Here is a 12596-nt window from a genome sequence, read left to right on the forward strand (position 1 = left end):
AAAGGCAAATATTGCGTCAGGTCACTTTTATCCCGCAAACGAGAATATTTTCCGTTTATATCGTATCCGTTAGTAAATGTAGCTTATGAATCAGTGACAAGGATTGGCGATTACAGTGGTTTGCCGTAGAATGTCCGCCCTCATTACGAGTCACCAAGGTGGTTACACACAAACCCCGCTTCGGTCTGCATCCCGGAGCGTCTATATGGGACAGCGCAAAAATTGAATACACAATCCCGTTCACGTTCACCGCTGGTGCAACTGGAACGAATTCGTAAAAGTTTTGATGGTAAAGATGTTATTTCCGGGCTCAACCTGACCATCAATGACGGTGAGTTCCTCACGCTGCTTGGCCCCTCTGGCTGCGGCAAGACAACCGTACTGCGCCTTATCGCCGGACTGGAAAACGTCGATAGCGGTCACATCCACCTTGAAAACCAGGATATCACCCAGGTTCCCGCCGAAGAGCGGCACGTGAATACCGTCTTTCAGAGCTATGCCCTGTTTCCGCACATGACCGTGTTCGAGAACGTCGCATTTGGCCTGCGGATGCAAAAAACGCCGGCCAGCGAGATCCCTGCTCGCGTTACCGACGCGCTGCGCATGGTGCAACTGGAAGAATTTGCCCAGCGTAAGCCACACCAGCTTTCCGGCGGCCAGCAGCAGCGCGTTGCTATCGCCCGCGCTGTGGTCAATAAACCGCGTCTGCTCCTGCTGGATGAGTCACTTTCCGCACTGGACTACAAATTGCGCAAGCAGATGCAGAACGAGCTTAAAGCCCTGCAGCGCAAGCTCGGCATTACCTTTGTCTTCGTTACCCACGATCAGGAAGAAGCACTCACCATGTCGGACCGTATCGTGGTGATGCGTGACGGCAAAATCGAGCAGGACGGCACGCCACGTGAAATCTATGAAGAGCCGAAAAACCTGTTCGTGGCCAGCTTCATTGGGGAGATCAACATTTTCAACGCCACGGTGATTGATCGCCTGGACGAACAGCGCGTGCGGGCCAACGTAGAAGGCCGCGAGTGCAATATCACCGTGAATTTCGCCGTCGAAAAAGGGCAAAAGCTCAACGTCCTGCTGCGCCCGGAGGATCTGCGCGTTGAAGAGATCCACGGCAATACTGATGCCGAGGGCCTGATTGGCTATATCCGGGAGCGCAACTATAAAGGGATGACGCTGGAGTCTGTCGTCGAACTGGAAAACGGTAAGATGGTGATGGTCAGCGAGTTCTTTAATGAGGACGACCCTGATTTCGACCACTCCCTCGACCAGAAAATGGTTATCAACTGGGTAGAAAGCTGGGAGGTTGTACTGGCTGATGAAGAACACAAGTAAATTCCAGAATGTGGTGATTGCTACTATCGTCGGTTGGCTTGTGTTGTTTGTCTTCTTACCCAACCTGATGATCATCGCCACCAGCTTCCTGACCCGCGACGATACTGACTTCGTAAAGCTGGTCTTTACGCTGGACAACTACTCGCGTCTGCTCGATCCGCTCTATTTTGACGTGCTGTTGCACTCGCTTAATATGGCGCTGATCGCCACCGTTGCCTGCCTGGTGCTGGGCTATCCCTTTGCATGGTTTCTGGCGCGTCTGCCGCAAAAAGTGCGTCCACTGCTGCTCTTTTTGCTGATCGTGCCTTTCTGGACCAACTCCCTGATCCGCATCTACGGGCTGAAAATTTTCCTCAGCACCAAAGGCTATCTGAACGAGTTCCTGTTGTGGCTGGGCGTGATTGATACGCCAGTGCGCATCATGTTTACGCCGGGTGCGGTCATTGTGGGTCTGGTCTACATCCTGCTGCCCTTTATGGTGATGCCGCTCTACTCCAGCATTGAGAAGCTGGATAAACCGCTGCTGGAAGCTGCGAGAGACCTGGGCGCCAGCAAACTGCAGACCTTTATCCGGATTATCATTCCGTTGACCATGCCTGGCATCATTGCAGGTTGTCTGCTGGTAATGCTGCCGGCAATGGGCTTGTTCTACGTGTCCGACCTGATGGGCGGCGCGAAAAACCTGCTTATCGGCAACGTGATTAAGAGCCAGTTCCTGAACATTCGCGACTGGCCGTTCGGTTCCGCCACCAGCATTACGCTCACAGTGGTGATGGGCCTGATGCTGCTGATCTACTGGCGTGCTTCACGATTACTGAATAAAAAGGTGGAACTCGAATGATCGGTCGACTGCTTCGCGGCGGTTTTATGACCGCCATCTATGCGTATCTTTATATTCCGATCATTATTTTGATCGTGAACTCGTTTAACAGCGCGCGTTTCGGCATCAACTGGCAAGGTTTCACTACCAACTGGTACAGCCTGCTGATGAACAACGACAGCCTGCTGCAGGCTGCTCAGCACTCCCTGACGATGGCGATTTTCTCCGCCACCTTCGCCACGCTGATTGGTTCGCTTACCGCCGTGGCGCTCTACCGCTATCGCTTCCGGGGTAAACCGTTCGTCAGCGGGATGCTGTTTGTGGTGATGATGTCGCCGGATATCGTCATGGCGATTTCGCTACTGGTGTTGTTTATGCTGCTGGGCGTCCAGTTGGGCTTCTGGTCACTGCTGTTCTCCCACATCACTTTCTGCCTGCCGTTTGTGGTGGTCACCGTCTTCGCACGCCTGAAAGGGTTTGACGTGCGCATGCTGGAAGCCGCAAAAGATCTGGGTGCCAGTGAGATGACGATCCTGCGCAAAATCATCCTGCCGCTGGCGATGCCCGCCGTTGCTGCCGGATGGCTGCTGAGTTTTACCCTGTCGATGGACGATGTGGTGGTCTCCTCCTTCGTCACCGGCCCGAGTTATGAAATTCTGCCATTGAAGATCTATTCAATGGTGAAAGTCGGCGTCTCGCCCGAGGTGAACGCGCTGGCGACCATACTGTTAGTGTTCTCGCTGGTGCTGATGATTGCCAGCCAGGTTATTGCTCGTGATAAAACAAAATCTCAGGGGACAATGAAATGAAAAAAATGCTTGCCGCTGCGGCACTGGTGCTCGGAATGGGTGCCGCGCACGCTGATGACAGCAAAACGCTCTATTTCTATAACTGGACCGAGTATGTGCCACCTGGCCTGCTGGAGCAGTTCACGAAAGAGACGGGCATCAAGGTTATCTATTCTACCTATGAGTCGAATGAAACCATGTACGCCAAGCTCAAAACTTATAAAGAAGGCGCGTACGATCTGGTCGTCCCGTCGACCTATTTCGTCGATAAAATGCGCAAAGAGGGCATGATTCAGAAGATCGATAAAACGAAGCTCACTCACTTCAACAATCTCGATCCGGAGATGCTCAATAAGCCGTTTGACCCGAATAACGACTACTCCATTCCTTACATCTGGGGCGCAACCGCCATTGGGGTCAACAGCGAGGCTATCGATCCGAAAACCGTTACAAGCTGGGCCGATCTGTGGAAACCGGAATACAAAGGCAGCCTGCTGTTAACCGACGACGCGCGCGAAGTGTTCCAGGTAGCGCTGCGTAAGCTCGGCTACTCAGGCAATACGACGGACCCGAAAGAGATTGAAGCGGCCTATAACGAGCTGAAAAAGCTGATGCCTAACGTGGCGGCATTTAACTCTGATAACCCGGCAAACCCGTATATGGAAGGCGAAGTGAATCTGGGTATGGTGTGGAACGGCTCCGCGTATGTTGCCCGTCAGGCCGGTACGCCGCTGGAGGTAGTGTGGCCGAAAGAAGGCGGGATCTTCTGGATGGATAGCCTCTCTATTCCTGCAAACGCGAAGAACGTTGACGGTGCCCTGAAGCTGATTAACTTCCTGCTGCGCCCGGACGTCGCGAAACAGGTTGCGGAGACCATTGGTTATCCCACACCGAACCTCGCTGCGCGCAAGCTGCTCAGCCCGGCCGTCGCGAACGACAAATCGCTCTATCCGGATGCGCAAACCATCAGTAAAGGCGAGTGGCAAAACGATGTCGGTGACGCAAGCCGCATCTATGAAGAGTATTACCAGAAATTAAAAGCGGGCCGGTAAGCGGCCAGGCTTTCTTCCTCACTCCGTCTTAGCGGAGTGAGGAACGATTAACTGACGGCGTTCTCCCCGGCCCAGATCGTGGCCTTCCTCATCGCCTCTACGATGTCTTCCTCTGCCAGCCCCAGCGCGTGACTTATTCTGCTTGCCTCATCCCACTGCTGCTGCTCGTAGTAATGGCAGAGGCGAACCATATCCGCTAACTGCCCTTCCTGATGGCACAACGCATTACTCACGCTCTGCGGGACAGCAATTTGCGTCATCAACTCTGCCATCGGCAGCTCAAGCAGGGTATCAAGCAGTGAGAACAGACCGCACATGAACGCATTCTCAGCCAGCATCGGCTCATTCAGTTTCTCGGCAATCAGTTCACAGAATTTCCCGCGCATCATACTCATCGGGTAAAGCTCGGTGACGGTGTCGTTGGCTGCACTTGCCAGCACTACAACGGCCACAAACCTTCTGAGCTGATTTTCTCCAAGGTACCTCAGCACTTCACTCAGGGTTAACTTGCTGAAATTACAGGCCCCCATGTGTTTAAAAGCGGTGTGCTTCATATAGCGCATGATTTTATAGGACAGCGTGAGGTCGCTTTTGATTAACGACTCGATTATCCGAAAGTCAGGTTTATTGCGTCCTACTTCCATTTGCAGACGGAAAATTGCAAGCTGATTTTGCGATAGCCGTTTATATTTAATCACCTCCGGACGACAGAAAAAATATCCCTGAAAAAGAGAAAATCCGGCATCGCTGTATTGTTTGAATTCCTCTTTAGTCTCAATTTTTTCAGCCAGATATTTAATATGCCCGGTCAGGCTTTTACGCTCACTCAGGTAATTTTGAATTTGCGCTAAGGTGTAATTCTGGACATCGAATTTGATGATGGAAATATAGGGCAAGAAAACATCCCATTCCGGTGCGAGAGTGAAATCATCGAGCGCAAAGCAGTACCCGTGCTCATACATTTCTCTCACGGCCTGCAAAAGCGCCTCACCCGGGTCAGCATCTTCCAGGATCTCAATGACCACGTTGTTTTTGTCCAGCGCCTCAGCGCTGCGGTCGATGATCATCCGGGAAGGAAAATTGATAAACGACGTATGTTCCCCGGCGATGCGCTGGGACGGCACGGATAAGAACTGGTCTGATATCATTCTGGACGTGGCATATTCCGCCGACACATCGGGGAAACGGTTGGTCATTCCGTCCCTGAAAAGCAGCTCATAGGCCACGGTATTCTTATCGAGGTTAAAAATGGGTTGTCTCGCGATAAATCCATACATATCCCATCCTCCTGAACGTCTTTATATTTATTAGCATCCCCTATCTGCACAACGATAACGAGCATTATCGAACACTAATTTGATTGAATGCACAAAATAAAAGCATCCACACTAATTAACGGGAATTAGCGATCAAAAATTTAAATTAAATATACCCGGTGCTCTACAGAAACATGGCGAAATATCCGATAAGTGATCTGTGCCTGCCCGACATGCACGTCATTACGGGAGTTGAGAATGAAAGACGCCATGGTCCGAAAACAAAAAATAAGAGTCAAGACGTTGATGCTATTGTCCATTTTCCTCACCGTGACGGTGGGCTTTACGGCAACGATCGGTTTTATGATGTGGCAGTGGATGGATCAGCAAGAAGTGCTGGCTAAAAAACACATCCGTCAGATTGCTGAAGTGCAGTCTTTGCAGGTCAGTAAACAGATGGATTCCGCCCTGGCGGCCGCGCGTGACATGGGAAATAGCGCTCAGGCACTGCGCGACGCGGGCATCGCTGATCGACAGGGGCTCAACCAGCTGCTAATCCATTATCTCTCAGCGCACCCTCAGTTTCTTTCAATGTCGATGGCCTTTGAACCTGATGCCTTCGATGGCAACGATGCCACCTTTGCCGGTCAGAGCGGTGAAGATCCCGCCGGACGTTACGCCCGCTACGTTGACCGCGACGCCACAGGCAAACCGGCATTACATCTGCTGACGGACATCGAAACGCCCGGCAGCGGCGATTATTATCTGCTGCCGAAGCAACGGCAAAAAGATGTCATCATCGAACCCTATATTTATCCCTACAATGGGGTGGACGTAATGCTCACCTCGATTGCCGCCCCCATCATGCGTGAGGGTCAGTTCCTGGGGTCCGTCACGTCGGATTTCTCACTCGCCACCCTGCAATCGATGATCGGGGCGATTAAACCGTGGAACGGTACAGGCTACGCCCTGCTTCTGTCGGCGGGCAACAGCGTGGTTTCCAGCCCGGATAAACGTGCCGTAGGCAAGCCTTACACCGGAACTGTCACAGGGGATGAGGTGATACGCACAAACGATCCTCAACTGAAGGAAGAGGCATTTATCACCTGGCAGGCGATTACCATCGGCAACAGTCAGACGCCCTGGAAGCTGGCTATCGTCACCCCGGTCAGCGAAGTGATGGCCGAGGCAAGACAATTTTTACTGAAAGCCATCCTCCTGATGGTGTTAAGCATTGTGGTTGTCAGCCTGGTCATGGCGCAAATCTTTACCCGTAAAGTGGACCGCCCGGTGGGGGGCGAACCGTCAGATGCCGCCGGGATCGCGCTGGCCGTGGCCGGCGGCGACCTGAACAACGCTATCCCGGTGCGTCCCGGGGATACCAGCAGTATTTTTTACGCCCTGCACACCATGCAGATGCAGCTCAAGCGCATCGTGGGTAACATCAGCGAAGCCAGCCACTCCGTTCACGGTGGCACCAGTGAAATTTCGGCAGGCAATCTCGATCTGGCCTCACGCACCGAAGAACAGGCAGCGGCGATTGTCGAAACCGCGGCCAGCATGGAAGAGATTTCGGTCACGGTGAAAAATAACGCCGACAATGCGCACAAAGCCACCACCCTTACCGATCGCGCCGCGACCCTTGCCGGACATGGCGAGACGCTGGTCAACGATGTCGTGGTGGTGATCGGGGAAATTGACGAAAGCGCCCGTAAGATTGGAGAGATCAACAGCATTGTGGACGGTATCGCCTTCCAGACCAATATTCTGGCGCTGAATGCCGCCGTAGAAGCGGCGCGCGCGGGCGAACAGGGGCGCGGTTTTGCAGTGGTGGCGGGTGAAGTGCGCAACCTTGCCCAGCGAAGCGCCAACGCGGCAAAAGAGATCTCCCAGCTGATAGCCGAGTCTTCAGGCCGTGTCAGCAAAGGCGTTGAGCTGGTCAATGAAACCGGCGTCATGATGAAGCAGGTCATTGAGGCCGTGTCGCATGTGCATCTGGTGATAAACGATATTGTTCAGGCTCTGGATGAGCAGAATCGGGGAATTAGCCAGGTCAGCATTGCCGTCAATCAGATGGACAGCACGACCCAGCAAAACGCGTCCCTGGTACAACAGATCTCGGCAGCGGCCCTGTCACTGGACGAACAGGCAAAATCGCTGGAGAAAACGCTGGCCTACTTTACGCCATAAACAAAAAAGGCACCCGCAGGACGGGTGCCTTTTCAGGCTATCGCGATTACAGCCCTTTCAGGAGCTTATCGACAAACTCCGGTACGACGGTACTGGCCAGGCCATAGTGCTTCTCTTCGAACTCGCTGCCCACCTGGCTCGGCTCCAGATTCAGCTCAACCGTATGCGCGCCGTGCAGCCGCGCTTCGTGAACAAAGCCGGCCGCCGGATAGACATGGCCAGACGTGCCAATGGCGATAAAGACATCCGCCATGGCCAGCGCGCTGTAAATGTCATCCATACCAAGCGGCATTTCACCAAACCAGACCACATGCGGGCGCAGGCGCGACGGAAACTGGCAGCAGTGGCACTTATCTTCAGGCAGCACGTCCTCTTTCCAGTCCAGCACCTGACCGCTCCAGGCGCAGCGAACTTTCAGCAGTTCACCGTGCATATGGATGATGTTTTTGTTACCGGCCCGTTCATGCAGATTGTCGATATTCTGCGTAACCAGCAAAAAACGATCGCCAAGCGCCTCTTCCAGCTTCGCCAGCGCCAGATGCGCCGGATTAGGCACAACCTCTGGCTGCTGCAGCTGACGACGGCGGGCGTTATAAAACGCCTGCACAAGATCCGGATCGCGGGCAAAGCCTTCCGGCGTCGCCACATCCTCAACACGGTGCTCTTCCCATAACCCGTCCGCAGCGCGGAAAGTACGAATACCTGACTCTGCGGAGATCCCCGCCCCGGTCAGCACCACTACTCTGGGTTTATCCATCGCTTCTGGCATCATTCTGTCTCTGAAAAAGATCCGCTGGCGCAAGCGCTCACGTAAGCGGCGTTTATTTTTGCGAAAACGGCTGAGTCGACCTAAGCGACGCGACAGCATAAAAACCTCGTAAACTAATCGGTGAGATGAAGGAATGCGGCTCCGCGCATCCCTCCTGCGTCCCCGTGTCGCGCACGTTCAATACGCGGCACGCGGGCAACCGGCAATAAATGTCGGGGCAAACGCCCGGACAGCTGTTCCGTTAACGCGCTAAAGTTTGAAAGCCCTCCCCCAATCACCAGCAGATCCGGGTCGACGATGGTGAGAATATTCCCCAGACACACCGCCAGCAGATCCAGATAGCGCTCAACGTGCTCTCGCGCCTGCGCATCCCCCTGCTCCCACAAGGTAATGATTTGAGGGGCTTCAAGTTTCTGATGATAGAAGTGTTCGTAAAGCCATGCAAACCCACGTCCGGAGAGGTAGTTCTCAATACAGCCATGCTGACCGCAACCGCAGCGGGTCAGCGGGAAGTCGCGCCCGACGACCGCCAGGGCATCAACCGGCAGGCGGATATGGCCGAACTCTCCCGTAATGTAACTGCGCCCGGTAATCGGCTTACCGTTGATGACGATCCCTCCCCCTACGCCCGTGCCGAGGATCAGCCCCATCACCAGCGGATAGCGCTGAAACTCATCGTCCCAGGCTTCGGAGAGTGCAAAACAGTTGGCATCATTATCTAAACGCACGTCGCGTTCAAGCAGAGCGGAGAGATCGGCGCGCAGCGGTTTACCGCTGGCAGCAGGAACGTTGGCCGCATACAGCGTACCATCGTCAGTTTCGGGCATTCCCGGAATACCAATGCCGACGCTGCCTTTCACGCCAAAACGTGAATCAGCTTGCGCCACCAGCGCGGCAATGGCAGTTAAAAATTCATCATAGCTTTCGCGTGGTGTGGGAACGCGGGTTTCCCACTGCAGTTTGAGGTTTTTATCAAACACGCCCAGCGCAATTTTGGTGCCGCCAATATCAAATCCATAATACATCACGCATTCCTCTTTTTGATTTGGCGGCCTGATGACCGCTAAATCATGACGTAATTACTGGCCACTTAATACCCTCGCCGGATCAATTCGGCTTGCGCGACGCGCCGGATACCAGCTTGCCAGCAGACTCAGTAAAAGTGCCGTTACCAGCACATAAAAAACGTCCAGCCAGTGCAATTCCGACGGCAGGAAGTCAATAAAATAGATATCACCTGACAGGAACTGGTGGCCAATAAGCGCCTCGATGCCATTGATAATTGGCGTCAGCTGCAGAGAAACCACCACGCCAATCACCACGCCGCAGAGGCTCCCGAACAGCCCAGCCAGCAGACCGTACCAGACAAAGATGGCGCGAATAAGACCGTCTTTTGCCCCCAGGGTACGCAGGACGGCGATGTCGCCGCTCTTGTCTTTGACCGCCATCACCAGCGTCGAAACGATATTAAAGCACGCGACCCCAATCACCAGCACCATCGCCAGATACATAATGGCGCGGATCATCTGGATATCACGGTACATATAACCGTAAGTGCCAATCCAGCTTTTGATGTAGACATAGTTATTGGTCACGCTGCCGGCATCACGCACCAGTTTATTGGCGTTGAAGACGTCGTTGACCTTAATGGCAATCCCCGTCACGCTGTCGGCCATGTCGAGATACTGGCGCGCATCTTCCATCGGCACCATCGCAAAGCTGTGATCGAGCTGGCCGCTTAACTGAAGAATACCGGTGACGTGCAGACGTACGCGTTTAGGCTGCTGCAGCTTGTGGTCGGCACTGGCGTTCGGGATCATGATAGAGACCCAGTCGCCCTGCTTAACCTTCAGGGCCTCGGCAACGCCTTTGCCCATAATAATTTGCTGTTCACCGGCCTTAAAGTTTGCCCACGCGCCGTTTTGAACATATTTCGGCAACGCGCTGAGGCGCTCTTCCTGCACCGGGTTCACCCCTTTTACCTGAATGGCGCGCAGGTTAACGCCGCTCTCGACCAGCCCGGTAAAGTTAATGTAAGGCGCGGCCGCCACGATGCCTGGCACTTTTTCGATTTTGCTCAGGGCATCGCTCCAGTGCGTCCACGGCTGATTCACCGGTTCGATTTCACCGTGCGGGACCACCGCCAGGATGCGGTTATTCAGTTCACGCTCAAAACCGTTCATGGCGCTAAGGCCCACGATCAGCACCGCCACCCCCAGCGCAATACCGATGGTGGAGATCACCGAGATCAGTGACACCATGCCGCCGCGACGACGTCCGCGGCTAAAACGCAACCCTATGAGTAACGATAACGGTGAAGCCATTACTCCGCCCCCATCAGGGTCAGTTCTGGGTTCAGATGACCGTCGCGCATCTCAAGCTGACGTCCCATCCGTTTTGCCAGCTGGAGATCGTGGGTTACCACCAGAAACGCGGTTCCCTGCGAGGCATTCAACTCACCCAGCAGCTGGAAAATACTGTCCGCGTTGCGGGCGTCCAGGTTACCCGTTGGCTCATCCGCCAGTACCAGGCGCGGATTGTTGACCAGCGCACGCGCAATGGCCACACGCTGGCGTTCACCGCCGGAAAGTTCAGAAGGACGATGATTACCGCGATGCCCAAGCCCAACCGCTTTCAGCATATCGCTGGCGCGGGTGTTAATTTCTGCGGGTTTCTTTTTACCAATCAGCAGCGGCATCGCCACGTTTTCCAGCGCCGTGAAATCCGGCAGCAGGTGGTGGAACTGGTAGATAAAGCCCAGCTCGCGGTTACGCAGCTCCGCTTTTGCCGCAGATGACATTTTGCTCATCGGCTGGCCGGAGAAAATCACGTCACCGCTGGTGGGTGTATCCAGCCCACCGAGCAGGTGTAATAACGTACTTTTGCCGGAGCCGGAACTGCCCACAATCGCCATCATCTCACCTTCGCCCACGCTGAAGCTCACATTGTGCAGCACGTCAGTCTGCACAGTGCCTTCCTGATAGCGTTTGGACAGGTTGTCGCATTGCAACAGGATCTTATTCATAACGTAAAGCCTCAGCGGGTTGAGTGGCGGCAGCGCGCCAGGAAGGATAAAGCGTAGAAAGCAGCGCAATGGCCATCGCAGCCAGCGCAATCCCAATCACCTGTAACGGTTCGATAGCCACGGGCAGCGCCGCACCATCAAGCAGAGCGCCGATGATCGGCATTAAATTGTTAAGCTGGCTGGCGAGCAGCGCCCCCAGCGCCGCACCGAGTAGCGCACCGATAATCCCGGCACTGGCACCCTGCACCATAAATACCGCCATGATCTGGCGCGGCGTTAGCCCCTGAGTCTGCAGAATGGCGACCTCACCCTGCTTTTCCATCACCATCAACCCCAGTGAGGTGATGATGTTGAAGGCCGCGACCGCCACGATCAGGCTCAGCAGCAGCCCCATCATATTTTTTTCCATCCGCACGGCCTGGAACAGCTCGCCCTTGCGTTCACGCCAGTCCTGCCATTTGGTCCCTTCCGGCAACGTTTGCTGGCTGAGGGTATCCACTTTTAGCGGGGCGTCGAGCCACTGGCGCCAGCCGGTGATATTCCCCGCCGGATAGCGCATCAGACGTGACGCGTCCTGAATATTCACCAGCATCTGATAACCATCGACTTCGCTGTTGGCGGCAAACGTGCCAACCACCGTGAACAAGCGCTGGCTTGGCAAACGTCCCATCGGCGTAAACTGACTGGCCGACGGTACCATTACGCGCAGCTGGTCACCACGGTTGACGCCAAGCTGCCCGGCCAGTTGCTCGCCGAGGATCACGTTATATTTGCCGGCTTCCAGGTCGGTCTGCTTCACGTTCACGAGGAACGGCGTCAGCGGGTCGTTTTGCGCCGGGTCAATGCCCAGCATCACGCCGACCGCCACGCTACGGGCGCTTTGCAGCACCACATCGCCCGTGGTTAACGGCGCAACGCGCGTGACACCCTGTAACTTCGCCGCGCTTTCCGGGAGCTGTTGTGGGTTAACGGAACCGTTGGTTGAGGAGAGGATAGCCTGCGGCATCAGCCCCAGAATGTTGTTTTGCAGCTCGCGCTCAAAGCCGTTCATGACGGAGAGAACCGTCACCAGAGCCATTACGCCAAGCGTAATGCCAATAGTCGAAAGCCAGGAGACAAAGCGACCGAAGCGGTCCGCGGCGCGCCCACGCATGTAACGTAAGCCTATGAAGAGTGCGACAGGTTGGTACATGAAATCCGTCTGTTTGCTGATAGCAGACCCACGAGTATATAAGCGAATCCCTTAAGCGTAAATGACTGAAACCGTAAGCTTTGGTAATCATTTTTCTGAAAAATTCAGATAAATCAGAGTACTACTCTCTGAAACCTCCCTGTACAGCCTCCACCTTTTCCGA

General features: G+C 54.5%; 11 protein-coding genes. 5 read left to right on the forward strand and 6 right to left on the reverse strand.

What is annotated here, in order from left to right:
- Positions 1-189 precede the first annotated feature (189 nt).
- The 4 genes from potA to potD are packed head-to-tail and all read left to right on the forward strand — an operon-like array spanning position 190 to position 4001.
- Positions 190-1341 (forward strand): spermidine/putrescine ABC transporter ATP-binding protein PotA, encoded by a 1152-nt coding sequence (gene potA / locus HV157_RS04250; protein ID WP_182268660.1) that lies wholly within the window; start codon positions 190-192, stop codon positions 1339-1341.
- Complete coding sequence (gene potB / locus HV157_RS04255) at positions 1325-2182, forward strand: spermidine/putrescine ABC transporter permease PotB (protein ID WP_020884651.1); 858 nt, start codon at positions 1325-1327, stop codon at positions 2180-2182. The genes potA and potB overlap by 17 nt, the downstream gene beginning before the upstream one ends.
- Positions 2179-2970, forward strand: coding sequence for a spermidine/putrescine ABC transporter permease PotC (gene potC / locus HV157_RS04260; RefSeq protein WP_182268462.1), 792 nt, complete (start codon positions 2179-2181; stop codon positions 2968-2970). Before potB ends, potC begins: the two co-directional genes overlap by 4 nt.
- Positions 2967-4001, forward strand: coding sequence for a spermidine/putrescine ABC transporter substrate-binding protein PotD (gene potD / locus HV157_RS04265; protein ID WP_014169602.1), 1035 nt, complete (start codon positions 2967-2969; stop codon positions 3999-4001). The genes potC and potD overlap by 4 nt, the downstream gene beginning before the upstream one ends.
- A 47-nt stretch (positions 4002-4048) precedes the next feature.
- On the opposite strand, the gene HV157_RS04270 is transcribed toward potD, so the two are convergent.
- The gene (locus tag HV157_RS04270) at positions 4049-5278 is read right to left on the reverse strand and encodes an HDOD domain-containing protein (RefSeq protein WP_182268461.1); all 1230 of its coding nucleotides are present in this window, start codon (positions 5276-5278) and stop codon (positions 4049-4051) included.
- A 237-nt stretch (positions 5279-5515) separates the two neighbouring features.
- Here HV157_RS04270 and HV157_RS04275 point away from each other — a divergent pair, with 237 nt between their 5' ends.
- On the forward strand, positions 5516-7447 hold the full coding sequence (locus tag HV157_RS04275) for a methyl-accepting chemotaxis protein (RefSeq protein ID WP_047357241.1): 1932 nt from the start codon (positions 5516-5518) through the stop codon (positions 7445-7447).
- 46 nt (positions 7448-7493) lie between these two features.
- On the opposite strand, the gene cobB is transcribed toward HV157_RS04275, so the two are convergent.
- From cobB to lolC, 5 genes are read right to left on the reverse strand one after another with little or no spacing between them, the layout of a single operon-like run.
- Entirely contained in the window at positions 7494-8315 is an 822-nt protein-coding gene (cobB, locus tag HV157_RS04280) for a Sir2 family NAD+-dependent deacetylase (RefSeq protein WP_014169599.1), read from the reverse strand.
- A 14-nt stretch (positions 8316-8329) separates the two neighbouring features.
- Positions 8330-9241 carry an N-acetylglucosamine kinase gene (nagK, locus tag HV157_RS04285; protein ID WP_025204444.1) on the reverse strand — a complete coding sequence of 304 codons (912 nt, stop codon included), beginning with the start codon at positions 9239-9241 and terminating at the stop codon, positions 8330-8332.
- A gap of 54 nt (positions 9242-9295) precedes the next feature.
- Positions 9296-10540: a lipoprotein-releasing ABC transporter permease subunit LolE gene (gene lolE / locus HV157_RS04290; RefSeq protein WP_014169597.1), complete on the reverse strand. Its 1245-nt coding sequence runs from the start codon at positions 10538-10540 to the stop codon at positions 9296-9298.
- Positions 10540-11241, reverse strand: a complete 702-nt coding sequence (gene lolD, locus HV157_RS04295) for a lipoprotein-releasing ABC transporter ATP-binding protein LolD (RefSeq protein ID WP_020884656.1) — start codon at positions 11239-11241, stop codon at positions 10540-10542. Before lolD ends, lolE begins: the two co-directional genes overlap by 1 nt.
- Positions 11234-12433, reverse strand: a complete 1200-nt coding sequence (gene lolC, locus HV157_RS04300) for a lipoprotein-releasing ABC transporter permease subunit LolC (RefSeq protein ID WP_182268460.1) — start codon at positions 12431-12433, stop codon at positions 11234-11236. Before lolC ends, lolD begins: the two co-directional genes overlap by 8 nt.
- Positions 12434-12596 lie beyond the last annotated feature (163 nt).

Origin of the sequence: Enterobacter sp. RHBSTW-00318 (assembly GCF_014101375.1) — a bacterium.
In the GTDB taxonomy this organism is placed as follows: domain Bacteria; phylum Pseudomonadota; class Gammaproteobacteria; order Enterobacterales; family Enterobacteriaceae; genus Enterobacter; species Enterobacter ludwigii.